We start from the raw sequence: 25,653 nt of genomic DNA, 5'->3' as shown, positions 1-25,653 counted from the left end.
CGGTGGGAGTGCGCCCGCGGCGTGTGGCCACCACTTACGGCCGGCGACTGGCGGGCGCGGGAGAAGTCCACGTATGGAAGGCCTCACCCCCAAGTCCCACGCCGAAGCGGTAGCGGTGTTTCGCCATGGCGTGCTGGGCTCCCTCACCCAGGCACAGTTGGAGAAGGGGCAGCTGCGCGCGGCGCTGCTCGCCCTCAGCCAGCAGCGCTTCCGCCCTCCTGGTGCCCAGGCCACGCGCAGCTTCTCGGTGCCCACCCTGGAGCGGTGGTACTACGCCTACAAGCGGCAGGGCCTGCCGGGCCTGGTGCCCACGGCGCGTGGCGACAAGGGCCGCGCCCAGGCCCTGTCCCCCGAGCAGCGCCAGCTGCTGCTGGACATTCGCAAGGAGCACCCCTCGGCCTCGGTGCCCCTCATGCTGCGCACCCTGGAGGCGGACGGACGGCTGGAGACGGGCGCCGTGTCGGCGGCCACCGTGCGCCGGCTGCTGCGCGAGGCAGGGCATACGCGCCAGGCCCTGCGCGACTCCTCCTCCAGCCATACCCGCCTGCGCTGGCAGGCCGAGGCCCCCATGGCCCTGTGGCATGGCGACGTGTGCCACGGCCCCTCCCTCTCCCTGGAGGGCAGGACACTCCCTCTTCGTCTCCACGCCCTGTTGGATGATGCCAGCCGTTACGTGGTGGCCCTCGAGGCCCACCACTCCGAGCGCGAGGTGGACATGCTGGGCCTGCTGGTGCGCGCCCTGCGCCGCCACGGCAAACCGGACGCCCTCTACCTCGACAATGGCAGTACCTACCGCGGCGACACCCTTGCCACTGCCTGCGCTCGCCTGGGCACCACTCTGTTGCACGCCCGCCCTTATGACCCTCAAGCTCGTGGGAAGATGGAGCGCTTCTGGCGCACGCTGCGCGAGGGCTGTCTGGATTTCCTCGGCACCCTGGCCAGCCTCCACGACGTGAATGTCCGCCTGTGGGCCTTCCTCGACGAGCACTACCACCGCGCTCCCCATTCCTCGCTGTTGGGGCGCTCGCCCCTGACTGTCTTCCAAAGCCATACGCAGACACCTGGCGGCTTCGACGAGCAGCAGTTGCGCGAGGCCCTCACCGTGCGCATTCGCCGCCGCGTGCGCCGCGACACCACCGTCAGCCTCGGGGGCGAGGACTACGAAATGGACGCTGGCCACCTGGCCGGCCGCGTGGTGACGCTCTGCCGCTGCCTGGTGGACGCGCAGCAGGCGCCCTGGGTGGAGCACGAGGGCCAGCGTATTGGCCTGCACCCGGTGGACCCGGTGCGCAACTCCCGGCGCGAGCGGCCCTGGCGCCGCCCCCACCTGGATGAGACGGCTCCCAGCCACCCGGCCTTCGACCCGCCGCGCGCCCTGCTGGACAAGGCCACGGGCCGCCGCCCCGCCCACGCCGCCGGTGAGGACGGGGGTGAGGCATGACTGCCGCGTACCTCTCCCACTTCGGCCTCACCCTGGCTCCCTTCTCCAAGGAGATTGCCGATGCCGACCTCTGGCTGCCCTCTTCCAAGGCCGCGCTGGTGGAGGAACTGTGTGAGGCCCTGCGCCAGCACCAGAGCGTGGTGCTCACCGGCGAGCCGGGCGTGGGCAAAACCTGCGTGCTGCGCGCGCTGCGCCACCGGCTCCCCCACAGCGGCTTCCGCCTCACCTACTGCCACAACGCCACCCTGGGCCGACGCGACTTCTACCGCCAGCTGTGCCTGGCGCTGGGCCTCAAGCCTTCGGCCACCGCAGCGGCCGTCTTCTACGCCGTGGCCACCCATGTGGAGCAGCTGGGCCAGGAGCGCACGCACCCCGTGTTTCTCCTGGACGAGTCGCACCTGCTGCACCAGGACGTGCTCGACCACCTGCACATACTGCTCAACTACCATTGGGACTCCCAGGCCCTGCTCAGCCTGGTGCTGGTAGGCCTGCCGGAGCTGGAGGGCCGTCTGGCGCGTCGGCACAACCGCAGCCTCTACTCGCGGCTGCACACCCGGCTGCACCTCTCTCCCCTCTCGCCCGAAGACACCGCCGAGTACCTGCGCGTGCGCCTGGCTCATGCCGGGTGCGAGCGCGAGCTGTTTGCCTCCGACGCCGTGGCCATGCTGCACGAGGCGGCCAACGGCGCCCTGCGCGATATGGACCGGCTGGCCACCGCCGCGCTGCGCGAGGCCGCTCGCAAGAAGAAGAAACTGGTGGAGCGCGACACCCTGGCACGTGTCCTCGACTCCGGCTCCCATGAGGACTGACATGGACGCGCACCTGGAGCTCGTCCTGTGCGCCCCGGAGCTCGCTGTGCTCGCCGCTCTGGAGGCCACGCTCCGCGCCTCGGTCGCGGCCCTCACCGCCGCCCACGCGGAACTGGAGGCCGAGGACTTCGCGGCCTCTCCTCATCCCCCCTCCGCCCAGGCGTGTCTGGCCGATGCTCTCCTCACCCAGGTGGAGGCGCTCCAGCACTCCCTGCGCCGCTACCGCACCCTCATCATCATGCAGGAGGTGTGGGCGCGTGCCGCGCCTCCCTCCGAGCACTCCTCCAGCTGAACCTCACTCCGGCCAGCCCTCGCCGGACGTGCGCACCCACTGCTCACGTCCCGTGAGGGCTCCATCAACGAGCGTGACGCGCGCCCGTGTGCCCTCGCTGATGCCCATCAACCAGCCGGTCCAAATCTCCATCTCCATCAACAAGCGTGCGCGGTAACAGCTACCTGCCATTCGAGAAGCGCAGTGCCCACCTCTTCTTCCAACTGGTGGCGCGTCGTTACGAGAAGGGCAGCATGCTTCTCACCACCAACCAGATGGTGGGCCAGTGGGGCGGCGTCTTCGGCGATGACGTGCTGGCCGCGGCCATCCTCGACCGGCTGCTGCACCACAGCCACACGCTGCTCATCCAGGGCGACAGCTACCGGCTGCGGCAGAAGAAGAAGGCCGGGCTGCTGAGCCGGAGCGTGCCGCAGGCCACCGGCAGTGCAGCTGAACCCGAGCGCTGAGACTCGGCGGGCGCCTGCGCTCGCCCTCGCTTGAGAAACAGCGAGGGCGAGCTCCGGCGGACGCAGGACGCAGAACGACGTAGCATCACGACGTAGAAACCGGGCCTTGGGAGGGGGTCAGTTTTAGTGACGCAAGGGGGTCAAAAATTCCTGTCGCCTGACAGCATCTGACAGATGGAGTGCCCATCTTGGTACAGGGGCCCGTCCGCATCGGGCTCTATGCGCCCGGGCACCCGCTGGATTTTTCGACTACTGCGCTCAGCGTCTCCATCATCCATGGCAAGGTCAAGAAACTCCTCGATCAACTCGGGTTGAGCAGCCAGATGCAGTTGTTCCCCATCACCGTTGAAGGGCAAGCAGAGCCCTATTACCTGTTGAACCTGCTCCGAGTCGTTCGCTGTATCGACGATGCGCGGTGTGAGGAGGTTGCGTATCGAACCGCCGAGGCCGGCTACGAGGACAGAATCGGTGAATACCGTAACGTGGTCGGCATGCGGATTGACCCGAGCAAGGTAGGGGACGCCGAGACATTCCGCCCGTGGGGCTGGCAGACGAACATCATCGTTTCTGAGCGAGTCAAGCGTGCCATGGAGGAGTCCGGTATGACAGGTGCGCGCTTCACGGAGGTTTGACGGATATTCCCACCAGCCAATATGCCCGTCGTCTCCCTGTTGCCGCTCACCGCCGACGGCCCATCAGCCCATCCCCCTCCCCCGCTTACACTCCGCCGGGCCGGATGCACTCCGTGGGCCAGCTCCAAGTCTTCTGCTCTCGCGCAAGTCCCTCGTTTCGAGTCCTTTGACACCATCTCTGATAACGGATTTCAGTTGAATGTTCCGGTCGAAATTGACCTATTGGAGCTGGAGGAGGAGTCATGCCCCGGCCCTATTCGGTGGACTTGCGTGAGCGCGCAGTGGCGGCCTATAGACGTGGTGGCAGAACCCTGGAGGAGGTGGCCGCTGAATTCAGTGTATGCGCCAAGACACTTTCTCATTGGCTGACGCTCGAGGACGAAACGGGGAGCCTGGAGCCACGGCCAAGGGGCGGAGGCAACTTCTCGGCCATTCGGGGGGAGGTGCTGGAGGCGCTTGAGGGCCAGGTACGTACACAACCCGATGCCACGGTGCGGGAGCACTTCGACGCGTTGGTGGCCCGAACAGAAGTGCATACCAGCTCCTCGGCGGTCTGGCGGGCACTGCGACGCCAGGGACTGGGGCTCAAAAAAAGTCGCTCGTAGCTTCGGAGCAGCGCTCCCCTCGGATTCAGGCACTGCGGCGTGTCTTCCTCCTGCTGATGCTCCTGCTCGACCCGCGACGGTTCGTCTTCCTCGACGAAACCGGCTGTCACACGAGCATGACGCGCACTCGCGGACGTGCTCCCCGAGGCGAGCGCGTGGTGGGGTACGTCCCCAGGAATCGCGGCGTCGTCACCACCGTACTGGGTGCACTGGCTCTGGACGGCATTCGGGCGCTGATAACTATCGAAGGAGCCACGACGGCCGGTGTCTTCGAGGCCTTCGTCGAGCACATGCTCGTCCCCAAACTCAATCCGGGCGACATTGTGGTCATGGACAATGTGGGGGCGCACAAGCCCGCGCACATCCTGGAGCGTATTCGCGCCGCCGGTGCCCATGTTCTCTTCCTTCCACCCTACTCGCCGGACCTCAATCCCATTGAACTGCTCTGGAACAAGCTCAAGGAGCTGCTCAAGAGCATGGGTGCGCGTACCCTACAGGCTCTCGATGACGCCATTGCCAGGGCCATGGACCTCATCACTCATGACGACATCGTCGGCTGGTTTCGGTATTGCGGATATAATATATAGGAACATTCAACTGAAATCCGTTATGAGACACCCTCTCTGACACCATCTCTGGGTGTCGGGCTCAGCGGACCTCCAGCTCCTTGAAGACAACTCCATCCAGTTCCAGGCGGCGTACCGCGTCCACCAGGAGCTCGTTGGCGATGATGCGCGTCGAGGCGTCGGCCAGCCGGAAGATATCCACATGCTGTGGCAGTGAGGCCGCGTCGAGACAATACGAGTCTGGGACGCTGTAGCCCATGGCAACACCACAGGTGGGGCATGGAGGGTTCGGAGGCGGTAAGCAGTCCGGGTGGAATCGCCCGTGGATTTCGAGCTGGATGTCCCGCAGGTTGGGGGCGTGTCTGGTCCGGAATCGCACCTGGGTGGGGCAGCCGGTCAGGCCACGTACGCCCGCGCTCTGCAAGCGCTCCAGGGCCTCACGGCGCATGCAGAGGGACCAGGGGTTCTGCATGACGAGCTGGCCGAAGTAGCCCAGGCCACTCCCCTGCAGCGGGCCAAAGCGCGCTCCCGATGTAAGCACGGCATAGGCAGGCACCAGAGGCCGCACCAGCTCGCGCAGCCGGATGAACTCCTCACGCGCAACGGGCCAGGAATCGGATAGCTTCCTCTGGTCCTGGGGCGGCAGAGCTGACAGGTCCACGCAAGGGTATTGGCCCATCGTATACTCCTCTGGCGGCAAGTCACAGACAGGGCAACGCTCCACACCGGGCAGCCCCCACTTGTGGGTAGCGTTCAGATTGCCCGTGTAGCGGGGGGACGGGTCTCTTTCCAACGCGTAGAATTTCATGCGGGCGAGTCCGAAGTTCAAGGAGCGAGGAGTTGGGGTCCAGGGGCGGGCACCGGAGCGTGGTGCGGCCTGATGGGACCAGCAATGTCGAAGCGCAAGGCCAGCTCACAGGCCCAAGCCCCCCTGCCCCCATTTCTCTTATGCGCAACAAGGCCTTCAGAAACGGCCGCGAAGGGCTTCATCCAGAGCGCGAAGCAGCTCCCCGACGCGCCCTCCACCAGGCGGTGCCGCAGGGTAGCGTTCAAGCACGTCTATGACGGCTGATGTCACGCGCCGGCGCACTTGCTCGATGTGCTCAGCGCCGACATCTCGATCATCGCCAGCGATGAGTTCGACCGCTCGCGCCGCATGGGCCGCTGCTCCGAGAATGTGCTTCACCTGGTGGGCGTCGGCCAGTGGATGCAAGTACGCAGCGGCGGCCGCGGACATCGCTGCTCGCGCCGCATCACCCGCCGCCGCCGTGTCTGCGTGTCGGGCCGCCTTGTGCGCCGCCCACCCGGCGTCGCGCAATGCCTTTCCGCGCGCTCCGCCTCGAGCGAACGTCCATGCGGCGTCGATCGCGTCGCGAGGCCGCGAGTCGGCCGGGTGTGCTCTCTCGAAAATCTCCAGGACTTCCTGCGCGCTCTCCGCAGCGTAACGGGTGACCTCACGAAGATCCTGCATGCTCAGAACGATCTCGCTGGTTTCGTTCGCCATCGGTACCGTCCTCGTCTACCACACGGGGAAGGTGTCAAAAGACTCGTTCCGACACCTCGTTTCCTACGAATCGTCTGACACCCTTCCAGGGATGCACCCGGCCGTACGCGAGGAGGCCGCAGTCTACGTCCTCGGGTGCTTCGAGCGGCGCATCACCCTCTACAGTGGTTGCCGTCCACCGGAAGTCCGTAGTCAGGTAGCGCCCATGCTGTCCACGCCAAGCGTCTCCCTCCTCGTGATGCCCGTCCTCCTGCTGCTCACGCCCGGGTGTCTTCGGCGGTCCTCGGTGGAGAGTCCCCGCGCCACTCCGCTCCCGCGTATGGAGCAGCCCCTCGGCGGAGCGCTGCTCGTGGAGCGTCAGCCGTGACGGGGCCCGGGCCGGGGTATATCGAGCGCCCCCCATGCGCCGCGCTCGCGCCCTTCGTCCAGTGCTACTGGGCGTTGACCGGGTACGTGGCCTCACCGCGGGGCCACCGGGTGCTGCCGGATGGGTGCATCGATGTGCTGGTGGAGCTTGGCTCCTCTCGGAAGATCATCCGGGTGGTGGGGGCGATGCAGCGCGCGGAGGTGGTGCCGCTCCTGGGCGAGGTGTGCTCGCTCGGCATCCGCTTCCTGCCCGGAGGGGCCCACCCCTTCCTGCGCTTCGGGCTGGATGTGCTCACGGACGGGGACCTCGCGCTGGATGCGCTCTGGCCCCGCGAGGCGCGCGAGTGGGTGGAGCGCCTGGAGGAGACCCGGGGAGTCCAGGCCCGTCTGGCCCTGCTGGACACGCTGCTGTTGGAGCGGCACGTACCCGCGGTGCGCGACGAAGCCCTCGCCCACGCGGTGGGGCTCATCCACGCGGCGCGGGGGCAGATTCGGATCCAGTCCCTGGAGGAGCGACTGGGAGTGGGGGCCCGCCAACTCGAGCGCCGCTTCCGCGCGACGGTGGGCCTGTCCCCCAAGGTGCTCTGCCGCATCGCGCGCATGCAGCACGCCACGGAGCTGCTCGAGCGGTGGCCGGATGTCGGGGGGGCCGAGCTGGCCTTGGCCGCCGGGTACTACGATCAGGCTCACCTGGGGAAGGAGTTCCGCGCCCTCACGGGGCTGGCTCCGGGGGCGTATGCGCGCGAGCGGGCGGGTGTCGGATTCGTACAAGCCACCCCGGTCCCGGGCGCCTAGAGTGCCCGGCCCATGACCTCTTCCGCTTCACAGACCCAGGCCCAGCACCACCACCGCGTCGACTACCTCGAGCTGCCCGCCACGGACATCGCCGCCACCAAACAGTTCTACACCACCGTCTTCGGCTGGCACTTCGAGGACTACGGCCCCGAGTACACGAGCTTCCAGGATGGCCGCATGAGCGGGGGCTTCTTCAAGGCACCCTCCGTTTCGCCAGGGGGTGCGCTGCTCGTCATCTACTCGCGCGACCTGGAGGCGAGCCTCGCGCGGGTGCGCCAGACGGGCGCCCGCATCGTGAAGGAGACCTTCTCCTTCCCCGGTGGCCGGCGCTTCCACTTCGCGGACCCGAGCGGCAACGAACTCGCGGTGTGGACCGAGCCCTGAACTCGAGGAGTCATGATGTCGTGGAGCTTGAGAGGGAGCGCGACGAGACCGAACCTCCCAGGACCCATGGTCCACCTTGACTTGTCTGGTCGAATCCGTTCCCCTGGGGGCCCAGGAGATGGGCGCGAGCACCGTCGTCTGGTGCATGGGGACCCATCCAGGAGCCGCGCATGGCGAACGAGAAGAACGGGACAGGGGATGGAACGGCGTCCTTCCAGTGGGGCAAAAGCTACGAGGTGGATCCCCGCCTGGGACGCCTCCACGAGGCGTGGAACGTGCTCACCGGCACTCCGGCCCTGACGCTCGTCCCGAGGGGTGACGTGGCCTGGCAACCCGCGGGGCCCTGCCGGATGAGTCTCATCTACGAGCCGGAGCGGGACTCCGTGACGCTGGACGTGGAGCAGGCGCCCGCCTCGGTGCGGACCTCGGAGCTGACCAACCTCTTCGTCTTGATGACTGGCGCGCTCCAACGCGTGGAGGATGATGTCCAGGTGGAGGCTCACCTCGCGGGGGGGCCGGTCGGGGCTGGGGTGCCTGGGGCCTCGCCCGTGCGTCGGCTCTGGCGTTTCAGGACGGGACTCGCCGCCGCGGGAATCGCCGTGCTCGCGGTGGGCCTGGGTGTCTGTCTCTCCTCGAGGCTGGACGCCGCGCATTCCCATGTCGGCAATTGCGTCTGGGCCCTTGAGGATGCGCTGCAACGGGAGACGGACTTCATCGACCTGAGCAATCCGGACCGGGAGACCATCGCCTATCCCCTCCCCGAAAAGCCCTGGACGAAACAGGCCGTGCCTCCCTGTGAGACCAACAAGGGCGCGGTGGAGATCAACAAGGGATGCTGGGTGGCGCTGGAGAAGAAGCCGCCCTGCTACAGCAATCAGGCCGAGTACCAGGGCAAGTGTTACATGCCCGTGCGCAAGCAGGACCCCGTGCCGCAATCCGTGGAGCCGTGAGCCCGGTCTCCCTCCGAGATGCTCCGTGCGCAACGATGACAAGCCGACAGTGGCGGCTCAAGGTGGACGGGCCTTTCTTGAAATTCGAGAAGGGCTCGTCTATACGGGCCGGGCGCGCCGGCCTGTTCTTTTTTGAACTCGTGGCTTCTTCACGGTCCGGCGCGTCTACCCCTCGAACACGGAGAAGACGTCATGAAGATGCGGACCCTCGCGGGACTGATGGTGGCGGCGCTGTCTTTTGGGATGACGGCGTGCGGTGACGCGGAGATGGCGAACGACGAAAGTCTGCCCAACCCCGGTGAGGAGGGCGGCTACGTGCACGCCATGGCCTCCGTTACCAAGACGCTCTACTACGAGGGGGCGTGTTCGTGGCTCAAGTGCGCCAACGGCAACTCGGCCACGGGCGCCTGCGGTTACGGGTGTAGCGACAGCAAGCTGGCCTTCGCCCGTGACTCCGCCCAGCGCATGACCTGCGGCCAGTCCGCGAAGGTGACGGCCAACGGCCGCACCGTGACCGCGACCGTGTGGGATCAGTCCTGCTGCAACCGTTTCGAGGGCACGGATGGCCTCATGACGGCGCTCAGCATCTCGCACGGCGACGGTGCGTGCCGCGGCAAGGGCGACTTCGACTACGGCTACGGACAGGCCTCCGCTACCTTCGTGTACTGAGAAGGGCCGGTTCATCGCGGACCCATGAGAGGATATATGCGTCGTGCTTCGCTTGCAGGTGTCGTGACCCGGGTCACGTCGTGGGTTGGACTCGTATTGCTCACCCTCGTCCCGGCGCTCGGTTGCAAGGAGCGCGCACCTCGTCCTCTCGTGTTGCCCGCCGTGGAGCGCACCTGGGTTCCGCTCAGTGGCCTGCCGCTGCGCGGACCCGCCACCGCCCAGGTGACGCTGCTCGTCTTCTGTGACTTCCAATCCCCCTACTGCGCGCGCGCGGCCGAGCGGCTGCGCGAGTTGAAGCTCGCCAACGGGGACGCGCTGCGCATCCAGTACCGCTTCAACCCGCTGCCGCTCTATCCCCAATCGCAGCTCGCCGCGGAAGCCTCGGTCGCCGCCGCCGAGCAGGGCCAGTTCTGGCGCTACCACGACATCCTCTTCGCCCACCAGGACGCGCTGGATCGCGCCTCGCTCGAGCGCCATGCCCAGGAACTGGGGCTGGATCTGCCGCGCTTTCGCGACGCGCTCGACACCGAGCGGGCCCGCCAGAAGGTGGACGACGACTCGCTGCTCGCTGGCAAGCTCCAGGCGCGCGGCGCCCCGGTCTTCTACGTGAATGGCCGGCCCGTGCGAGGCCTCGTGCCCACCGACGTCCTGCAGAAGCTCATCGACGAGGAGAAGGCGGTGGCGCGCAGCGTGCTCGACAGCGGCGTGGAGCCCAAGGCGCTCTACCAACGCATCGCCGGCCGGGACTCGGCCACCGAGAACCCCCCGGCCACGAGCACCACGAGCACCGCCCTCCCCGAGAACCCCCCGGCCACGAGCAGCGCTCCCCCCGAGCCCGCCCCGGTCCCCAACGTGTCGCTCTCCGATCCGGACCCCGTCTACAAGGTCCCCGTGGGCGAGTCCCCGAGCAGAGGCCCCGCGGACGCCAAGGTGACGATCGTCCTGTGGTCCGACTTCGAATGCACGCGCTGTGGCTCCTTCGAGGCGGCGCTCGACACCGCCATGGCCAGCGCGCCCCGGGACGTGCGCGTGGTGTGGAAGTTCCGCCCGGTGGTGGACCACCTCGGCGCGCTCCTGGCCTCCGAGGCGGCGCTGGCCGCCGGCAAGCAGGGCAAGTTCTGGCAGATGCACGACAAGCTCTTCGCGGACCCGGACTTCGAGCAACCCAAGCTGGAGGAGCACGCGCGGCAGCTCGGTCTGGACCTCGCGGCCTTCCACACGGCGCTCGAGGAGCGGACGTACTCGGAGCAGGTGGCGCGCGATCTGGAGCTCTCCGAAGAGCTGGCCATCGGCAACCTGCCCACCCTGTTCATCAACGGCCGGCGTCTGGAGTACGGCGGGGGAGGACGCAGCCAGCCCAACGTCGCCCTGACGGCGGAGGCGCTGCGCGAGCGCATCCAGCAGGAACTCCAGGCGGCCCAGCGGCTCGTGAAGCAGGGCGTGCCGGCCGCGAAGCTGTACGAGACCCTCACCGCCCAGGGCCAGGAGTTCGGGCCCCCGGTGGGAGAGATTCCCGCGCTGCCCACGGGCCTCTACGCGGTCGACGTGGGGGACTCGCCCGTGCGCGGCCCCCAGGACGCGCCCATCACCATCGTCACGTTCTCCGACTTCCAGTGCCCGTACTGCGCGCGGCTGGAGAAGACGCTCGCCCGGGTGCGCTCGCACTACGGGGACAAGGTCCGCATCGTCTGGAAGGACGCCCCCAACATGGAGATCCACCCGGGCGCGATGGTCGCGCACGAGGCGGCGCGGGCGGCGGGGGAGCAGGGACGCTTCTGGGAGATGCACGATCGCATCTTCAGCCGGCCCTTCGTCCTGCGCCGCTCCACGTTCGAGCAGTACGCGGCCGGGCTGGGGCTGGATCTCGCGCGCTTCCGCGAGGCGCTGGACTCGGGCCGGTTCCAGGCGGCGATCCGCGAGGAGAGCGCGTACGGTGTCAGCCTCGCCGGCCCGAGCGGTACGCCGGCGGTCTTCGTCAACGGGCGGCTGCTTCCGGGCGCCTTCCCCTTCGAGACCTTCCGCCAGGTCATTGACGAGGAACTGCAACGGCGTAAAGGCCCGTGATCATCATGCGAGTGCAACGCGGATTGTGGATGGGGGCAGCGGCGCTGCTCGTGCTGGCCCTGGGGATCTGGATTGGCGTGCGGTGGAGCGCTTCCGCGCCTTCGCCGGCGGGAAGCCGGGAGCAGGAGGGGGCCGAGCGTCCCTCCGCGCCCATTGCCCAGACTCCGGCCCCGACGCCCGTCCCGTCCACCACGCCACCGCCCCGACCCGCCTCGCCTCCGCCGGCCTCTCCGCCCGCGCCGCCTCCCGCGAACAGCCCGCCCTCCGAGGACGATGAGGTCCTGCTCCCGCCGCCGCCGGCGGACATGCCGGACACCCGGGCGGATCGCTACGAGTCCCAGGATGGGGGCGAGCCGGAGATCCGCACCATCCTCGCGGTGGGGGACATCCGGATGGGCGTGGTGCGCGACTCGGAGATCCGCGACCAGGAGGGACTCAACCGGGTGCTCGTGCGGATTGGCGGTGAGCTGGAGCGGCGCATGCAATCACAGCAACCCCAGCAGCGCGGCGAGCTCGCGATGCAGAAGCTGCTCGACGACTACCAGGAGGAGCTGGGCCGGTACATGAATGGCGAGGTGGAGCTGCGAGGCCCCGGCTTCTCGATTGGCACCGAGGTGGGGCCGCCGCTACCGCGTGAGAAATGGTGGAAGCCGCGGCCCCAGTGAGGCCCCGGCCCCGACCGTCACGCCCCCATCACGCGGTCCGCGTAGAGCAACCCGCCCAATCCCGATTCGAGGAGGCGTGCGTGGCTTTTTCCGTGGAGGCACTGAAACAGCGTGGCGACATCCTGGGGGAGTCACCCACGGCTCTCGCGCCCATCCGGGTCCTGCTGGTGGATCCGGAGCGTGCGACCCGCCAGGCACTGGGGCTGCGGCTGGCCGCGGATCCCGAGGTGGAGCTGGTGGGCCAGTGTGCCAGGGGTCCCGAGGCGCTCCGGCTCCTGCGCCAACACCCCATGGATGTCGTCTTCCTCGATGTGGAGCTGTCGGGCATGGATGGCTTCCAGGTGCTGCGGGAAGCGGGTTCCGAGCGCACGGGGGCCATCATCTTCGTCACCGCGGCCGCCACCCATGCCCTCAAGGCCTTCGAGGTGCATGCGCTCGATTATCTCCTCAAACCCATCCAGGACGAGCGCTTCACCCGGGTGCTGGCCCGCGCCAAGGAGCACGTCCGGGGCGAGCGGATCCAGGTGCTGGCGCGCCAGCTCGTGGGACTCCTGGGCATGACCCCTGGGGCGGCGCCCTCCGCCCCCTCCCTGGTGCCACCGCCCTCCGCGCCGCACTATCTGGAGCAACTGGTGCTCAAGGAGGTTGGCCGGGTGGCCTTCCTTCCCGTGGGCGAGGTGGACTGGATGGAGGCCGAGGACTGCTACGTCCAGGTGCACGCGGAGGGACGGACGCACCTGCTCCGCCAGTCCCTCCGGGAGCTGGAGGGGCGGTTGGATCCCCACCAGTTCGTGCGCATCCACCGCTCGACCATCGTCAACGTCCACCGGGTGCGGGAGATGCGCCCCCTCTTCCACGGCGAGTACCAGGTCATCCTGCGGGATGGCACGTGCCTCAAGCTCAGCAGGAGCTACCGCCAACGGGTGGATGTCCTGCTGGGCCGTGCTCGGAGTCGCGCGTGACCACCAGGGAATCCACCTGCCATGGCAGGTGGAGCCGTTGTTTTACTGTTTTAACGGCTTTCCTTTACAAACTCGATTTCCTGGTGCCATGCTCCCAGGCCATTCCGGGAGGTTGTCTCATGTTCGCGTCTCACCGCCGCCGAGCGAGGTTGCTCGCGACCACGTTGCTCTCCACGGTGGCCGGGGTCGGCCTGTCGGCCCTGCCCGCTCACGCCGCCCTCGGGTCCGTCACCAGTGCCTCCCTCTCGGGTGACACCCTCACCCTCACCGTCGGCGGCGACAAGCTCCTTGTCCAGGCCCTGCGCCCGGACATCGTCAAGGTGGACTACCACCCCGGTGGCGTCGCCGATCCCCCCACCGCCGTCATCGATCCCGCCAAGACGTGGGCCACGGGCAACATCACCTCCGCCGACACGGCGTCCAATCCCATCGTGGTCACCACGGCGCAGCTGACCGTGAAGATCAGCCGGAATCCCGCCCGCCTCTCCGTCTTCGACGCCACGGGAGCGCTGGTGCTGAGCGAGCAGGTCGCCGAGGGCGTGTATGAGGACGGGGTGAAGTTCCACCATGGGTCCGGACAGGCGTTCTACGGCATCACCGGCAACCCGGTGCCCTGGGCCGAGAAGGATCCCAAGCAGAACCTCGCCGAGGGCATGCAGCGCAACGACGGCGGCCGGGTCAACGCCAACATGCAGGGGGACGGTGGAGCTCCGCTCGCCTTCACCAGCCGTTATGGATTGCTGGTGGACTCCATCGATGGAGACTTCGCCATCACCGACACCACGCTGGAGTTCAGTGGCGTGTCGACTCGCAACATCGCGTACTACGTCCTGGTCGGTCCGCCCCGGCAGGTGATGGCGGGCGTCGCGGAGATCTCCGGCAAGCCCGCCCTGTCACCCAAGTGGGCCCTGGGATTCAACAACAGCGAGTGGGGAACCTCGCAGACGGAGGTCACCTCGATCGTCCAGGGCTACCGGGATCGGAAGATCCCCCTGGATGCCTTCACGCTGGATTTCGACTTCAAGGCATGGGGCGAGGATGACTACGGCGAGTTCCGGTGGAATTCGACCTCCGCCAGCGGCAACGTGCACCCGAACAAGTTCCCCAGCGGGGCGGCCGGGACGTTCGCCCGGGACATGGCGGCCAGGGGCGTCATGTTGATGGGGATCATGAAGCCCCGGGTGATCGTCGGGAAGGCGGGCGGAGGCACCACGGCGCAGGGACAGTGGGCGCGCACCAACAACTGCTTCTACCCGGGCCTGGCCGATTACAACGAGTACTTCTCCGGCCGACCCGCCAATGACGTCGACTTCTCCAAGCAGACGTGCCGTGACTGGTATTGGCAGCACTCCCGGACGCTGTTCGACGCGGGCATCGCGGGCTGGTGGAACGACGAGGCCGACGAGGCGAACGGGACGATCTTCAACAGCCTCCAGCACTTCAACATGCAGCGGTCGCTGTATGACGGGCAGCGGGCGTACTCGGACCGGCGGGTGTTCTCGCTCAACCGCAACTTCTACCTCGGCGCCCAGCGCTACGGCTACGGCATGTGGTCCGGCGACATCGAATCCGGGTTCGGCAACATGGCCGATCAGCGCACCCGCATGCTCACCAGCATCAACATTGGCGAGAGCAAATGGGGCATGGACATCGGCGGCTTCTTCGGGGATCCGTCCTCGGAGAACTACGCGCGTTGGATGCAGTTCGGCGCGTTCGTGCCCATCTACCGGGCCCATGGCGTGGATGGCAAGCAGCGCCAACCGTGGGTCTACGGGGCCACCGCGGAGAGCGCGGCCAAGCGCGCGATCGAGCTGCGCAGCCGGTTGATGCCCTACCTGTATGCCCATGAGCGGATCAATTACGAGACGGGTATCGGTCTGGTGCGGCCCCTGTTCTACGACTACCCCACGGATCCGAACGCCGCGAACCTCACCAGCGAGTGGATGTTCGGCGAGTCGCTGCTCGTGGCGCCCGTCGTCGAGCCGGGGGCGGCCAGCAAGCAGGTGTACCTGCCCGCGGGCACCTGGACCGACTACACCCGTGGCTCCGTCTACACGGGCCCCCTCACCTTCAACTACCCGGTCAACGCGTCCACCTGGCAGGACATCCCGCTGTTCGTCAAGGCGGGTGCCATCCTCCCGACCCAGGAGGTGCTGCAGTACGTGAGCGAGAAGCCCGTCAAGCAGATCGACCTCGATGTCTTCCCCACCACGGCCCGGAGCGAGTTCACCCTCTACGACGACGACGGCCTGACCCGGGCCTATGAGAACGGAGTCTTCTTCAAGCAACGCATCACCGCGCAGCGCACGAGCACCTCCGTCACCGTGGAGACCCAGGCGAAGACCGGCAGCTTCAGCCCGGCGCTCACCCACTACATCGTGAAGGTCAACGCCACGGCGGGCACGGCGGCGCGGATCAACGGGACCGCCCCCACCCGCTACGGAGACCTCGCGGCGCTCAAGGCCGCCACGGGCGAGGGGTGGACGACGGGTGTCGATGTCTACGGTCCGTACACCGCGGTGCGCATCGCGGCTGGGGTGGCGCGGACGGTCGTGGTCGACGGCACCCCGAGCACTCCCCCTCCTCCCCCCCTGACGAGCGTGCTCGAAGCGGAGGACGCGGTGCTGTCCTCGGGCGCGATCGTCCAGAACGACCACCCGGGCTACTCCGGGCGCGGGTTCGTCGCCGGGTACTGGAACTCCGGCGCGGCCACCACGTTCACCGCGCAGGCCAGCACGGCGGGCACCTACTCCACGACCCTGAAGTACAGCAACGCCAACGGCTCGGCCAGGACGCTCACCCTGGAGGTGAATGGCGTGCGCACCCAGCTCACCCTGCCCGCGACGGCGGACTGGAACACCTGGTCGACCTACACCACGCGAATCCCGCTGAACGCGGGCACCAATACCCTCGCCCTCGTCTACGCCCCGGGAGACTCGGCCCACGTCAACCTCGACTCCCTGACACTCTCACCCCTCCCGACGATTGTGCTCGAAGCGGAGGACGCGGTGCTGTCCTCGGGCGCGATCGCCCTGAACGACCACACGGGCTACTCCGGACGCGGGTTCGTCGCCGGGTACTGGAACTCCGGCGCGACCACCACGTTCACCGCGCAGGCCAGCACGGCGGGCACCTACTCCGCGACCCTGAAGTATAGCAACGCCAACGGCTCGGCCAGGACGCTCACCCTGGAGGTGAATGGCGTGCGCACCCAGCTCACCCTGCCCGCGACGGCGGATTGGGACACCTGGTCGACCCACACCGCGCGAATCCCGCTGAACGCGGGCACCAATACCCTCGCCTTCGTCTACGCCCCGGGAGACTCGGCCCACGTCAACCTCGACTCCCTGACACTCTCACCGTAGCGGACCACGGTTCCAACGAGCTCACCCAACCCGGGGAGCTCTACCGGTGCCTGCGCCTGGCTCCGCCGCGGGGAAGTCCCAGCGGCGGAGATACCGGCTCGGTCAGCGTCGCCAGCGCGTCCACGAACAGGCGGACCTTCGACGGGAGATTCAACCGGCTCGGGTAGACGGCATAGATGGTCCGCAGCATCGCCGGCCTGGGTCCGAAGAGGATCTTCAACCGTCCGTCTCGAACCGCCTCCCGGCAGAGGAGCTCTGGAACCCGCGCGATGCCGACACCGGCGATCGCCGCCTCGCACGCCACTTCGAGGTCGTTCACCGTCAGCACCGGATCGATCCGCGTCTTCACGTTCTCGGCCTCCCAGGTCTCGAACGGGCTGAAGCCAATGCATCGCGCGGAGCGAAGCGCCTTCGCGCTCGGCATCCCGTGTTTCGAGAGGTACCCGGGACTCGCCACGAAGTAGAGGGGACCCTCCCCGAGCTTTCGCGCCACCAGGGACGAGTCATCGATCGTCCCGATGCGAATCGCGAGATCCAGCCCCTCCTCGATGAGGTCGACGCGGCGGTCGGCGAGCACCAGCTCCACGCTCGCCTTGGGATGGCGGGAGAGGAAGTCCGCGACCACTGGCGCCAGGTAGCGGCGGCCGTAGAGCATCGGCGAGGCCACCCGCAGCAGACCCACGGGCTCCGCCTGCCGCCGCTGCACCTCGCTGTTGGCCTCGTCGATCTGCGCGGCGATCGCGGCGCACCGATCGTAATAGGTGGTTCCCGACTCGGTCATCCGCAGACGTCGCGTCGTTCGCTCGAGCAACCGCACCCCGAGCTGCTCCTCCAACTTGCCGATCCGCTCGCTGGCCGTCTGCTTGGTGATGCCGAGCTGGCGCGCCGCTCGCGTGAAGCTGCCTTCACGCACGACCGCCGCGAACAGGACCATGTCGGCTGGCGAGATCATCATCGTCAAGAATAACCTGACAAAGAGTCCATGGGCGAGGTCATTGTCGCCAGGAGGGATGGGACTGCATGTTGTCGCGGCTCACCCCCCACAGGAGTTCTCCGATGAAGCTCTACTTCGCCCCGCGAACCCGAGCGACCCGCGCCCGCTGGCTGCTCGAGGAACTCGAAGTGCCGTACGAGCTGGTGAAGCTCGACGTCGCGAAACAAGAGACCACGACCCCGGCCCACCTGGCGTTGCACCCCCTCGGCGAGGTCCCGGTGCTGGTGGATGGCGCCACCGTGCTCTTCGAATCGCTGGCGATCTGCCTCCATCTGGCCGACCGCTTTCCCGAGAAGAAGCTGGCGCCGCCCCCAGGCTCGGCCGATCGAGGCGCCTATCTCCAGTGGATCGTCTTCGCCGAGGTGACGCTCGATCCGTTGGTCGTCGAGCACTACTGGAACACTCAGCAGCCCGAGGAGAAGAAGGCGGACCTCTCACGGCAACACGCACGCCTGAACGACGTGCTCGAGGTGCTCGACGTCCGGCTCGACGGCCGTGAGTTCATCGCGGGCGACTCGTTCACCGCCGCCGACGTGGTCCTGGCGTCGATCCTCCACCTGGCGCACACGTTGAAGCTGCTCGATGGGTACCCGAAGCTGTTCGAGTACACGCTCCGTCAGGCGAAACGCCCCGCCACGCGACGCGCGGTCTCGGGGTGAGGGCCCTGCTCGGGCTCCTGCGGGGCCTCGCCTCGTGCGATGCGGTCGGCGACGGTGGGACTGGTACGCATGGGCTCGGCCGATTCGACGGCCATCAGACCCGAGAGTTCGCCCGGGTCGATGTGGATCCGCTCCTCGGGGATGGTAAGGCCCCCATCAGAACCGAGGGGGTCTGGCTGGTGAACCGTGGCTTCCCGGCGGGCCGCTCCGCTTTCCATGGAGCGGCCCGCGTTCGCTGTGGCTACTTCTTCTTCGCGGCGGGTTTGGTGCCGGAGGCCGGCTTCACCGCGGGAGCCGGAGCCGGCGCCGGGGCCTTCTTCACCGAGGCAGCCACCACCGCGGACGGAGCCTGCTCGGCCGGCGCGAGAACGATCTCGATGCGCCGGTTCAGGCTCCGCCCCTCCACCGTCTGGTTGGAGGCAATGGGCTGGTATTCGCCATAGCCCAACGCGGAGAGCACCGTGGGCGGCACGCCCTGCTCCTGCAGCAGCTTCACGACCACGAGCGCGCGCGTGGTGGACAGCTCCCAGTTCGAGTCGAACTCTGTCTTCGTGTCCGTCGGCACCGGAACGTTGTCCGTGTGGCCCTCGACCCGGATGATCTTCCCCTGCACGTCCTTGAGGGCCTGCGCCACCTTCGCCAGCGCATCCTGGCCCTCCTTGTTGAGCTTCGTGCTGCCGGAGGAGAAGAGGATCTTGTCCTTCATCTTCACCACCATCCGGCCCTTCAGCTCGGACAGCTCGATCTTCCCGGTCTTGATCTCCTCCTTGAGGCTCTTGGCGAGGCTCTCGTACTCGCCGGACTTCTTCTCGAGTGCCTCCTTCGCCGCGGCGAGCTTCTCGGTGCTGCGGGACAGTTCCTGGTTGAGCTCCGACAGTTCGTCCACGCGCTTGCGCAGCGCGCGGCGCTCGGCGTCACTGTTGGAGAGCGAGGACTCCAGCTCCGCGTTCTCCTTCTGGGCCTTCTCGGCCGCGGCGCGGCTCTCGCCAAGCTGCTGCTCCAGCGCCTTCCTCTGCTCCTGTTGCTCGTCGTACTGCTGCTTGAGGGTGAGCGCCTCCTTCGACTTCGAGTCGAACGCCTTCTGCGAGACGCACCCGGCCAACGGAACCAGCAGGACGACACACCAATGCATGCGCATTCGAGGCTCCTTGGGTTGAAGAAGTGCTCTTATACCTCCTGGCCCACCCGGGTGGGAGGGCGCGTGTTCCCCACCTGGGGAGTCGAACGTGAGGAAACACGACGGTGTCACGCGAAAACTTCCATGGGAGAAACGAGTTCCGAAGAGGTTCTGGTCCGTATTCTCATCTTTCGACATTCGAAGAATGCGCTGGCATCCAAGATGGGCGATTCGAATTGTTGAAAGGCAACAGCGTGGTGCCATGGCGAGCTGGATGCGGTGCTGCCGCGGCTCCGGCGCTCAACGAGAGCTGGCCTGAGCTGGTGGCGCGCGGCCCGCCGCCCGGCCCAGGCGCTCGGACATGCGCCGCAGGTGGTCGATGAGCTCCGGCGGCTCGTGGACCTCGAAGTCGAAACCCATGGAGCCGAGCAGCCACGCTACCGCCTCCAAGGTCTCCGCCCCCGTGTGCACGAGGCACCGTCCGGACTCCTGTTCCTCGACACGGAAGGCGATGCCGGACAGCTTCGCGGAGACCGTCTGCGCCGGGGCGTGCACCGTCGCCCGCGCGCGGAAGCGGTAGACGTCCGTCGAGACACGCTGCGAGACGTAGGCCGCCACGTCCCCGGCGGGCAGGGGCCGGGGCTTGAAGGCGCGTCCCGGCCTGAGATTCGGGCCGATGCGGTCGACGCGGAACGTGCGCCAGTCCTCCTTCCCAAGGTCATACGCCAGCAGGTACCAGCGGAAGCGGGTGTGGACGAGGCGGTAGGGCTCCACGTGGCGCTCGCTCGCCTCGCCCTCCCGGTTGCCATAGTCGAAGCGCAACTGGAGTTCGTCGCGGCAGGTGTTCGCGAGCACTGCCAGCGTCCCGGCGTCCACCGTGGGCCCCGCCGCGTCTCCAAGCCGCACGCTCACCGCCTGCAGCGCGTTCACCCGGCGGCGCAGGCGCTTGGGCAGCACCTGCTCGAGCTTGCTCAGGGCCCGCACCGCCGCCTCCTCCAGTCCCGTCACCGGACCGACCGCCGCGGCGCGCAGTCCCACCGCGACGGCCACGGCCTCATCGTCCTCGAGCGGCAATGGAGGCAGTTCCTTTCCCGCGCCGAGCTGATAGCCGCCCCCCACTCCCGCCGTCGCATGTACCGGGTAGCCCAGCGTCCTCAGCCGGTCCACGTCCCGGCGGACACTGCGCTCGGTGACCCCGAGCTGGCTCGCCAGGTCCCCGCCCGCCCAGAAGCGCTGGGACTGCAACAGGGACAGCACCTTGAGCAGTCGGGCGGACGTCTGAACCATGGAAGGGCACCTCGAATCGCGGACCGAACCTGTCCGCTACCCTTCCTACCTTCTCCTCGTCACCGGGGCGAGCCCGAAAACGCCCCCTTCCTTCCCGAAGCAGGAATCAGAAAGAACGAACGTCACCCATGCTCGACTCAATGACACGCATCAATTGGCTTGCCGTTCTGGCGGCGACCTTCGCGGCCACCATGCTTGGTGGAGTGTGGTTCACCGTGCTGTTCGGCAAGGCCTATGCCTCCATCCTCGGCCGGGCGCATGATCCGAAGGCGAAGCCCGCCCCCCTCTTCATCCTGGGGCCGCTCGTCTGCTCGCTGCTCACGATCATCACCAGCGCCCTCCTGATGAAGGCCCTGGACCTCTCCTCCGTCGGTGACGCCATGGCCTTCGGGGGGGTGATCGGCCTGGGCTATCTCGTCGCGACCATGGCGAACACCGCCATCAACCCCAACATGCCCCGTCCGCTCATGTACAGCCTGGTCAGCGGACCCTATTTCTTCCTCATGAGCATCATCTCCAGCCTCATCCTCGTGGCGATGCCGTAGCGCCGGAGAGCACAACCTCCATGGGCGTGACCTTCCTTTGGGCGCTCGCGCTCATCACCAGGGGCAGAGGGGAACCGGGGCGAAACCGCACCGCCCCGCGTGCTAGGTTGAGCGCATGTCCTCCGACCGTCGCCCCTGGCTGGCCGTGATGGTGGCCGCGCTTGGCTACTTCGTCGACATGTTCGACCTCGTCATGTTCTCGATCCTGCGCATCCCCTCGCTGCGCGGCATCGGCGTGACGGACCCCGAGGAGCTGGCCCGGCTCGGCAAGCACCTGCTGGACATGCAGCTCATCGGCATGCTGCTCGGGGGCTTCGCCTTCGGGGCCGCGGGAGATCGCTTCGGCCGGACGCGCACCCTCTACGCCTCCATCGCGCTCTACTCGAGCGCGAACCTGCTCAACGCCTTCGTCACCAACGTGGAGGCGTACGCCGTGCTGCGGGCCCTGGCGGGCTTCGGGCTCGCGGGAGAGCTCGGCGCGGGCATCACCCTGGTGGGCGAGCTGCTCCCCACCCGGCTGCGCGGCGTGGGCACCACCCTCGTCGCCACCGTGGGGCTGCTGGGCGCCGTGGTGGCGGGCGCCACCGCCGAGCTGCTGGGCTGGAAGGCCTGCTATGTGCTCGGCGGGGTGCTCGGCTTCGTGCTGCTCGCCATGCGCCTGGGCGTGGCCGAGAGCGGCCTGTTCGAGCAGATGGCCCGGGGCACCGCGCCCCGAGGCAATCCGCTGGGGCTGCTCTGGCCCTCGGAGCGGCTGATGCGCTTCGGCTGCATCGTGCTGAGCGCCATGCCCATCTGGTTCGCCACCGGCGTGCTCTTCGTGTTCGCGCCCGAGCTGGGCAGGGCCATGGGCCTGTCCGAGGCCATCCAGCCCGGCCGCGTCATCGGCTTCGCCTACGGCGGCGTGGTGGTGGGCAACTTCTCGAGCGGCTGGCTCAGCCAGGTGTTGCGCAGCCGCAAGCGGGCCATCGGGGCCTTCCTCGTCGCGCTCGCCGTCTCCATGCTCGTGTTCCTCGAGGTGGCCCCGCTCGGCGCCATGCCGTTCTACGCGATGATTTTCGTGGTGGGCGCGGCCACCGGCTACTGGTCCGTCTTCGTCACCACGGCGAGCGAGCTGTTCGGGACGAACCTGCGCGCCACCGCCGCCACGAGCGCGCCCAACGTGGTGCGGGGCCTGGCCGTCCCCATCACCTCGCTCTGGTTCGCCCTCAAGCCCACGCTCGGAGTGATCCCCGCCACGCGCATGCTGGCCCTGGGCTGCTGCGCCATCGGGCTGGTGTGCACCCTCATGCTGCGCGAGACGTTCCACCGGGATCTCGACTTCACCGAGTCCTGAGCACGGGCGACTCCGCACCCCCCCCCCAACACGGCACCCCTGCGTCCTATACGTTCGGCTCAGGGCCGGGGCGCGCGGGGAAGGCGGCTCATGCGCCGGGCGAGGTGGAAACTCATCTCCAGCGCCTGACGGTAGTTGAGCCGCGGATCGCACAGGGTGGCGTAGTTGCGCTCCAGGTCCTGCTCGGTGATGCCCACGGCACCGCCCACGCACTCGGTGACGTCCTCCCCCGTGAGCTCGAAGTGCACCCCACCCAGGTAGGAGCCGAGCTTCTCGTGCACGTCGAAGCTCTGCTCCACCTCGCGCAGCACGTCCTGGAAGTTGCGCGTCTTGATGCCGGAGGAGGTGCTCACGGTGTTGCCGTGCATCGGGTCGCACACCCACAGCACGAGCCGGCCCGCCCGCCGCATGGCCTCCACCACCGGGGGAAGCGCGTCCGTCACCTTCTGGGCGCCCATGCGGGTGATGAGGACGAGCTTGCCTGGCTCGTTGTCCGGGTTGAGCGCCTCGGCCAGGCGGACGGCGTCCTCGGGGGACACGCTGGGGCCCAGCTTCACCCCCACCGGGTTGCGGATGCCGCGGAAGAACTCCACGTGCGCTCCGTCCAGGGCCCGGGTGCGCTCGCCAATCCACGGCAGGTGCGTCGTCAGATCGTACCAGCCCTCGCGCCACGGAACCTGACGTGTCTGGGCCGACTCGTAGTGGAGGTTGAGGCCCTCGTGGCTGGTGTAGAAGTCCACGCGGGTGAGGTCCGCCACGGTGCGCTCGCCCAGGGCCTCCATGAAGCGCAGGGCCTCGCTGAGCTTGCGGGTGGTCTGCTCGTACTCCTCGCGCAGCTCGCCCGGCACGGCGGCCTGCCGGAAGAAGCTCAGGTCCCAGTACTCGGGGTGGTGCACGTCGGCGAAGCCACCGTCGCTCAGCGAGCGCACGAAGTTGAGCGTCATCGCCGCGTGGTGGTAGCAGGCCAGCAGCAACTTCGGGTCCGCTCGCCGCGCCTCGGGAGTGAACTCCGGCCGGTTGACCAGGTCCCCGAAGTAGCTGGGCAGCTCCACGCCCCCGCGAACTTCCGTGGGCTTGGAGCGCGGCTTGGCGTACTGGCCGGCGATGCGTCCCACCCGGATGACGGGCCGGTGCCCCCCGTGGATGAGCACCAGCGACATCTGCAGGATGATCTTCTGCCGATTGGTGATGATGTCCGAACGGCAGTCGGAGAGCGACTCGGCGCAGTCTCCGCCCTGCAGCAGGAAGCGGCGGCCCTGCTGGGCTTCCGCCAGCAGCTCACGCAGCCGCTCCACCTCCCAGGAGGTGACCAGCGGAGGCAGGCGGCCGAGCGCCGCGACGACGTCCTCGACCTCCTTCGGATCCTCGTAGCGGACGTCTTGGGTGATGGGCTTCGTCTTCCAGGAACCAGGGGACCAGGTGCGCATACCCGGGTAGAGATATCAGACCAAGGCCCCTGGGTGAGAGCGGCTGGAGACCGTCCCCGACACCCTGCGGAAGCTCTTCAAGGGCGAGAACACGGGCAAGCTCGTGCTCCAGGTCGCCAGGGAGTAGCCCCGCCGCAACCGCGCCCGCCGAGGCCCACGGTGGGCTCCTCGGCGGTGCAGTCCTCGTCTCCGGCTTAGGGGATCAGACGGCACGTCCTGACGTCACAGTAGTACCCATCCGGGCAGGGCTGGGGGTCATCCACCTTGCACATGGGCAGCAACTGCTCCTGGCTGTCCAGGTGGGTCTCCGTGTCCGTGGCCTCGTCCACCGGGCCGCCACAGCCCACCATCGCGATGACCGCAACGAACCCCAGCCCCTTGAACAACATGTCTCGCAGCATTGCGTTCCTCCGGTTGAGGTCCCGAGGCTCCTCCATTCCCGAAGGAAACGTCAATCAACCTTTCTGAACGGCCACGGGCTGCGCTTGAGGTGCTCGGGCCAGGTATGCCCATTCCTCCGCGAAGCGTCCCCGCGCTCCCGCCGCGTCCTTGCGCCCCCTCTTGCTCCAGCGTTTTGTCCAGTTGAACGACTGGAACACTCACCCCGGGTGCATGCTCGTGGAGGTGGCGGCGGTGTGTACCCGGAGACCTCACGCTGGATGATGGCCATGGCACTGCACGTCAGGCAACTTCCTACAACCCGCCAACCTGGGGAACATATGATCCGTCCCATCCTCATCATCCGAAGACGCAGGGAGACATGTACAAAGACGCGCTTCTTCATGAACAGGGCACCCCCTCACGCATCACCCCACTCGGAGTTCAATGATGGGCGAGCACTATCCGCGTATTCGTATCCAGATGGGCGTTGATGGTGTCCGCTCCCTGTACATCCGGGAGAGCGTGAGCATCACCTTCTACATGCGGTCCTCACACCGGGAACTCGTGAAGCCGGTGCTGCGCGCCCTGGATGTATATCGAAACACCGTAGGTCTCCAGAGGCTCGGTTGGTATATCAACCCCTACAATGAAGATTGGGACGAACTCGATGACAAGGGTTGGGCTTACGTCCGGAGCGAGATGCATGAGCGTCCCGCCACCTCCATGTGGCTGAGAGAGCTGCCCAGCGACACCACGGGGTACGAGTTCAACTACCAGGGTCGTCCACTAGAGGCCTACAACGCGGAAGCGACGAGTGCTGTCGCATTCCATCTCCCCACGGAATACATGGAGGAGCATGGACCCGGACACGTCCAGGAGCTGGCGTTGAAGCTCGCGGCCGAATTGCCCTTCAACTCGGGTCATGCGGGTCTCGCTTTCGACTTCCCGGAGGGTCTTCTCGTCGCTACGCGAGCTGTCGAAGCACGGTGTTCCCGCTACCCGGGCATGGATGTCCCCGGCTTGCACTTCACCTCTCTCTTCATCGGTACGAAGGTCGATGGCGTCCATTGGCTGAACTTCCTCGGCCCCCCCGTATTGGGAGGACTCGGAGGGGCCGCGGGTCTCCGCGCCCAGCTGCATTCACCCGGCATGACCGTGCGGGAACTCGACGGCGAGCGGGCGGTGGTGATGCTCGGCGAGTGGCCCGAGGCAGGAGATACGGAGCAGGGCCACACTCTCCCCGCGTACCGTGAGCTGGCGCGCGTCCTGGAGCCATGGCTCCATCTCAGCCGCACCTCCGACGAGAACATGCGCCGGTGGGAGCGACGATTCCTCGACTGACGCACTCTGGGGGCACACCCTCAACGGCCAGCGCCGCCAGCCAGGTGGCGGGCC

General features: G+C 67.6%; 27 protein-coding genes and 1 pseudogene. 20 read left to right on the top strand and 8 right to left on the bottom strand.

Features of this window, described 5'->3' with window-relative positions; all coding sequences use genetic code 11:
- Window positions 1-73: 73 nt before the first annotated feature.
- The 3 genes from CYFUS_RS20330 to CYFUS_RS20320 are packed head-to-tail and all read left to right on the top strand — an operon-like array spanning window position 74 to window position 2,542.
- Window positions 74-1,441, top strand: a complete 1,368-nt coding sequence (locus CYFUS_RS20330) for a DDE-type integrase/transposase/recombinase (RefSeq protein WP_095986733.1) — start codon at window positions 74-76, stop codon at window positions 1,439-1,441.
- Window positions 1,438-2,250 (top strand): ExeA family protein, encoded by an 813-nt coding sequence (locus CYFUS_RS20325; protein ID WP_095986732.1) that lies wholly within the window; start codon window positions 1,438-1,440, stop codon window positions 2,248-2,250. Before CYFUS_RS20330 ends, CYFUS_RS20325 begins: the two co-directional genes overlap by 4 nt.
- 1 nt (window position 2,251) lies before the next feature.
- Window positions 2,252-2,542, top strand: a complete 291-nt coding sequence (locus tag CYFUS_RS20320) for a hypothetical protein (RefSeq protein WP_095986731.1) — start codon at window positions 2,252-2,254, stop codon at window positions 2,540-2,542.
- 3 nt (window positions 2,543-2,545) lie between these two features.
- Here the strand turns inward: CYFUS_RS20320 and CYFUS_RS53965 are convergent, their stop codons facing one another.
- Complete coding sequence (locus CYFUS_RS53965) at window positions 2,546-2,674, bottom strand: hypothetical protein (RefSeq protein ID WP_269770250.1); 129 nt, start codon at window positions 2,672-2,674, stop codon at window positions 2,546-2,548.
- A gap of 29 nt (window positions 2,675-2,703) precedes the next feature.
- Here CYFUS_RS53965 and CYFUS_RS20315 point away from each other — a divergent pair.
- The 4 genes and pseudogenes from CYFUS_RS20315 to CYFUS_RS20305 form a co-directional block, all read left to right on the top strand.
- Window positions 2,704-2,988, top strand: a pseudogene (locus CYFUS_RS20315) (ATP-binding protein); the annotation flags it as partial.
- Between the two features lie 179 nt (window positions 2,989-3,167).
- Window positions 3,168-3,620: an imm11 family protein gene (locus tag CYFUS_RS20310; RefSeq protein ID WP_232537675.1), complete on the top strand. Its 453-nt coding sequence runs from the start codon at window positions 3,168-3,170 to the stop codon at window positions 3,618-3,620.
- Between the two features lie 242 nt (window positions 3,621-3,862).
- Window positions 3,863-4,225 carry an IS630 transposase-related protein gene (locus CYFUS_RS50715; RefSeq protein WP_157758540.1) on the top strand — a complete coding sequence of 121 codons (363 nt, stop codon included), beginning with the start codon at window positions 3,863-3,865 and terminating at the stop codon, window positions 4,223-4,225.
- A gap of 56 nt (window positions 4,226-4,281) precedes the next feature.
- Window positions 4,282-4,812, top strand: a complete 531-nt coding sequence (locus CYFUS_RS20305; RefSeq protein ID WP_095986729.1) for an IS630 family transposase — start codon at window positions 4,282-4,284, stop codon at window positions 4,810-4,812.
- A 61-nt stretch (window positions 4,813-4,873) separates the two neighbouring features.
- Here CYFUS_RS20305 and CYFUS_RS20300 read toward each other — a convergent pair whose 3' ends face one another.
- The gene (locus CYFUS_RS20300; protein ID WP_095986728.1) at window positions 4,874-5,599 is read right to left on the bottom strand and encodes a double-CXXCG motif protein; all 726 of its coding nucleotides are present in this window, start codon (window positions 5,597-5,599) and stop codon (window positions 4,874-4,876) included.
- Between the two features lie 156 nt (window positions 5,600-5,755).
- The gene (locus tag CYFUS_RS20295) at window positions 5,756-6,295 is read right to left on the bottom strand and encodes a putative immunity protein (RefSeq protein WP_095986727.1); all 540 of its coding nucleotides are present in this window, start codon (window positions 6,293-6,295) and stop codon (window positions 5,756-5,758) included.
- 205 nt (window positions 6,296-6,500) lie between these two features.
- Between CYFUS_RS20295 and CYFUS_RS50710 the strand changes: the two genes are divergently transcribed.
- The 9 genes from CYFUS_RS50710 to CYFUS_RS20250 all read left to right on the top strand — a co-directional run bounded on the left by CYFUS_RS50710 (window position 6,501) and on the right by CYFUS_RS20250 (window position 16,515).
- The gene (locus tag CYFUS_RS50710) at window positions 6,501-6,662 is read left to right on the top strand and encodes a hypothetical protein (RefSeq protein ID WP_157758539.1); all 162 of its coding nucleotides are present in this window, start codon (window positions 6,501-6,503) and stop codon (window positions 6,660-6,662) included.
- On the top strand, window positions 6,659-7,456 hold the full coding sequence (locus tag CYFUS_RS20285; RefSeq protein WP_198316646.1) for an AraC family transcriptional regulator: 798 nt from the start codon (window positions 6,659-6,661) through the stop codon (window positions 7,454-7,456). The genes CYFUS_RS50710 and CYFUS_RS20285 overlap by 4 nt, the downstream gene beginning before the upstream one ends.
- Window positions 7,457-7,468: 12 nt before the next feature.
- Window positions 7,469-7,840 carry a VOC family protein gene (locus tag CYFUS_RS20280; RefSeq protein WP_095986725.1) on the top strand — a complete coding sequence of 124 codons (372 nt, stop codon included), beginning with the start codon at window positions 7,469-7,471 and terminating at the stop codon, window positions 7,838-7,840.
- Window positions 7,841-8,010: 170 nt separating this feature from the next.
- Window positions 8,011-8,790 (top strand): hypothetical protein, encoded by a 780-nt coding sequence (locus tag CYFUS_RS20275; RefSeq protein ID WP_095986724.1) that lies wholly within the window; start codon window positions 8,011-8,013, stop codon window positions 8,788-8,790.
- Between the two features lie 192 nt (window positions 8,791-8,982).
- Complete coding sequence (locus CYFUS_RS20270) at window positions 8,983-9,459, top strand: RlpA-like double-psi beta-barrel domain-containing protein (protein ID WP_232537674.1); 477 nt, start codon at window positions 8,983-8,985, stop codon at window positions 9,457-9,459.
- Between the two features lie 96 nt (window positions 9,460-9,555).
- A complete protein-coding gene (locus tag CYFUS_RS20265) occupies window positions 9,556-11,523 on the top strand; it encodes a DsbA family protein (protein ID WP_232537673.1) in 1,968 nt (655 codons plus the stop codon).
- A 5-nt stretch (window positions 11,524-11,528) separates the two neighbouring features.
- Window positions 11,529-12,188 carry a hypothetical protein gene (locus CYFUS_RS20260; protein ID WP_232537672.1) on the top strand — a complete coding sequence of 220 codons (660 nt, stop codon included), beginning with the start codon at window positions 11,529-11,531 and terminating at the stop codon, window positions 12,186-12,188.
- 80 nt (window positions 12,189-12,268) lie between these two features.
- Window positions 12,269-13,150: a LytR/AlgR family response regulator transcription factor gene (locus CYFUS_RS20255; RefSeq protein ID WP_095986722.1), complete on the top strand. Its 882-nt coding sequence runs from the start codon at window positions 12,269-12,271 to the stop codon at window positions 13,148-13,150.
- A gap of 119 nt (window positions 13,151-13,269) precedes the next feature.
- Window positions 13,270-16,515 (top strand): TIM-barrel domain-containing protein, encoded by a 3,246-nt coding sequence (locus CYFUS_RS20250; RefSeq protein WP_095986721.1) that lies wholly within the window; start codon window positions 13,270-13,272, stop codon window positions 16,513-16,515.
- Window positions 16,516-16,555: 40 nt separating this feature from the next.
- Here CYFUS_RS20250 and CYFUS_RS20245 read toward each other — a convergent pair whose 3' ends face one another.
- A complete protein-coding gene (locus tag CYFUS_RS20245; protein WP_232537671.1) occupies window positions 16,556-17,470 on the bottom strand; it encodes a LysR family transcriptional regulator in 915 nt (304 codons plus the stop codon).
- A 101-nt stretch (window positions 17,471-17,571) separates the two neighbouring features.
- Between CYFUS_RS20245 and CYFUS_RS20240 the strand changes: the two genes are divergently transcribed.
- Entirely contained in the window at window positions 17,572-18,168 is a 597-nt protein-coding gene (locus tag CYFUS_RS20240) for a glutathione S-transferase family protein (protein ID WP_095986719.1), read from the top strand.
- Window positions 18,169-18,409: 241 nt separating this feature from the next.
- Here CYFUS_RS20240 and CYFUS_RS20230 read toward each other — a convergent pair whose 3' ends face one another.
- The gene (locus CYFUS_RS20230; RefSeq protein ID WP_420042698.1) at window positions 18,410-19,306 is read right to left on the bottom strand and encodes an OmpA family protein; all 897 of its coding nucleotides are present in this window, start codon (window positions 19,304-19,306) and stop codon (window positions 18,410-18,412) included.
- A gap of 279 nt (window positions 19,307-19,585) precedes the next feature.
- Entirely contained in the window at window positions 19,586-20,572 is a 987-nt protein-coding gene (locus tag CYFUS_RS20225) for a helix-turn-helix transcriptional regulator (RefSeq protein ID WP_095986717.1), read from the bottom strand.
- A gap of 128 nt (window positions 20,573-20,700) precedes the next feature.
- Here CYFUS_RS20225 and CYFUS_RS20220 point away from each other — a divergent pair, with 128 nt between their 5' ends.
- Entirely contained in the window at window positions 20,701-21,117 is a 417-nt protein-coding gene (locus CYFUS_RS20220; RefSeq protein ID WP_095986716.1) for a DUF1761 domain-containing protein, read from the top strand.
- A gap of 115 nt (window positions 21,118-21,232) precedes the next feature.
- Complete coding sequence (locus CYFUS_RS20215; RefSeq protein WP_095986715.1) at window positions 21,233-22,450, top strand: MFS transporter; 1,218 nt, start codon at window positions 21,233-21,235, stop codon at window positions 22,448-22,450.
- A 59-nt stretch (window positions 22,451-22,509) separates the two neighbouring features.
- Here CYFUS_RS20215 and CYFUS_RS20210 read toward each other — a convergent pair whose 3' ends face one another.
- Both CYFUS_RS20210 and CYFUS_RS20205 read right to left on the bottom strand, forming a co-directional pair.
- Window positions 22,510-23,877 (bottom strand): class II 3-deoxy-7-phosphoheptulonate synthase, encoded by a 1,368-nt coding sequence (locus CYFUS_RS20210; RefSeq protein ID WP_095986714.1) that lies wholly within the window; start codon window positions 23,875-23,877, stop codon window positions 22,510-22,512.
- Between the two features lie 194 nt (window positions 23,878-24,071).
- A complete protein-coding gene (locus CYFUS_RS20205) occupies window positions 24,072-24,278 on the bottom strand; it encodes a hypothetical protein (RefSeq protein ID WP_095986713.1) in 207 nt (68 codons plus the stop codon).
- Between the two features lie 424 nt (window positions 24,279-24,702).
- Between CYFUS_RS20205 and CYFUS_RS20200 the strand changes: the two genes are divergently transcribed.
- Entirely contained in the window at window positions 24,703-25,599 is an 897-nt protein-coding gene (locus CYFUS_RS20200) for a type VI immunity family protein (RefSeq protein ID WP_232537670.1), read from the top strand.
- The last annotated feature ends 54 nt before the right edge of the window (window positions 25,600-25,653 follow it).

The organism is Cystobacter fuscus (genome assembly GCF_002305875.1).
GTDB lineage: Bacteria > Myxococcota > Myxococcia > Myxococcales > Myxococcaceae > Cystobacter > Cystobacter fuscus_A.
This window is presented reverse-complemented; position numbering and strand designations above follow the sequence as displayed.

What these genes read in the sequence shown, in the direction of transcription:
- CYFUS_RS20330 (WP_095986733.1), top strand. Translation starts at nt 74, where the DNA reads ATGGAAGGCCTCACCCCCAAGTCCCACGCCGAAGCGGTAGCGGTGTTT.
- CYFUS_RS20325 (WP_095986732.1), top strand. Translation starts at nt 1,438, where the DNA reads ATGACTGCCGCGTACCTCTCCCACTTCGGCCTCACCCTGGCTCCCTTC.
- CYFUS_RS20320 (WP_095986731.1), top strand. Translation starts at nt 2,252, where the DNA reads ATGGACGCGCACCTGGAGCTCGTCCTGTGCGCCCCGGAGCTCGCTGTG.
- CYFUS_RS53965 (WP_269770250.1), bottom strand. Translation starts at nt 2,674, where the DNA reads ATGGAGATTTGGACCGGCTGGTTGATGGGCATCAGCGAGGGCACACGG.
- CYFUS_RS50715 (WP_157758540.1), top strand. Translation starts at nt 3,863, where the DNA reads ATGCCCCGGCCCTATTCGGTGGACTTGCGTGAGCGCGCAGTGGCGGCC.
- CYFUS_RS20305 (WP_095986729.1), top strand. Translation starts at nt 4,282, where the DNA reads ATGCTCCTGCTCGACCCGCGACGGTTCGTCTTCCTCGACGAAACCGGC.
- CYFUS_RS20300 (WP_095986728.1), bottom strand. Translation starts at nt 5,599, where the DNA reads ATGAAATTCTACGCGTTGGAAAGAGACCCGTCCCCCCGCTACACGGGC.
- CYFUS_RS20295 (WP_095986727.1), bottom strand. Translation starts at nt 6,295, where the DNA reads ATGGCGAACGAAACCAGCGAGATCGTTCTGAGCATGCAGGATCTTCGT.
- CYFUS_RS50710 (WP_157758539.1), top strand. Translation starts at nt 6,501, where the DNA reads ATGCTGTCCACGCCAAGCGTCTCCCTCCTCGTGATGCCCGTCCTCCTG.
- CYFUS_RS20280 (WP_095986725.1), top strand. Translation starts at nt 7,469, where the DNA reads ATGACCTCTTCCGCTTCACAGACCCAGGCCCAGCACCACCACCGCGTC.
- CYFUS_RS20275 (WP_095986724.1), top strand. Translation starts at nt 8,011, where the DNA reads ATGGCGAACGAGAAGAACGGGACAGGGGATGGAACGGCGTCCTTCCAG.
- CYFUS_RS20270 (WP_232537674.1), top strand. Translation starts at nt 8,983, where the DNA reads ATGAAGATGCGGACCCTCGCGGGACTGATGGTGGCGGCGCTGTCTTTT.
- CYFUS_RS20260 (WP_232537672.1), top strand. Translation starts at nt 11,529, where the DNA reads ATGCGAGTGCAACGCGGATTGTGGATGGGGGCAGCGGCGCTGCTCGTG.
- CYFUS_RS20250 (WP_095986721.1), top strand. Translation starts at nt 13,270, where the DNA reads ATGTTCGCGTCTCACCGCCGCCGAGCGAGGTTGCTCGCGACCACGTTG.
- CYFUS_RS20245 (WP_232537671.1), bottom strand. Translation starts at nt 17,470, where the DNA reads ATGATGATCTCGCCAGCCGACATGGTCCTGTTCGCGGCGGTCGTGCGT.
- CYFUS_RS20240 (WP_095986719.1), top strand. Translation starts at nt 17,572, where the DNA reads ATGAAGCTCTACTTCGCCCCGCGAACCCGAGCGACCCGCGCCCGCTGG.
- CYFUS_RS20230 (WP_420042698.1), bottom strand. Translation starts at nt 19,306, where the DNA reads ATGCGCATGCATTGGTGTGTCGTCCTGCTGGTTCCGTTGGCCGGGTGC.
- CYFUS_RS20225 (WP_095986717.1), bottom strand. Translation starts at nt 20,572, where the DNA reads ATGGTTCAGACGTCCGCCCGACTGCTCAAGGTGCTGTCCCTGTTGCAG.
- CYFUS_RS20220 (WP_095986716.1), top strand. Translation starts at nt 20,701, where the DNA reads ATGCTCGACTCAATGACACGCATCAATTGGCTTGCCGTTCTGGCGGCG.
- CYFUS_RS20215 (WP_095986715.1), top strand. Translation starts at nt 21,233, where the DNA reads ATGTCCTCCGACCGTCGCCCCTGGCTGGCCGTGATGGTGGCCGCGCTT.
- CYFUS_RS20210 (WP_095986714.1), bottom strand. Translation starts at nt 23,877, where the DNA reads ATGCGCACCTGGTCCCCTGGTTCCTGGAAGACGAAGCCCATCACCCAA.
- CYFUS_RS20205 (WP_095986713.1), bottom strand. Translation starts at nt 24,278, where the DNA reads ATGCTGCGAGACATGTTGTTCAAGGGGCTGGGGTTCGTTGCGGTCATC.
- CYFUS_RS20200 (WP_232537670.1), top strand. Translation starts at nt 24,703, where the DNA reads ATGATGGGCGAGCACTATCCGCGTATTCGTATCCAGATGGGCGTTGAT.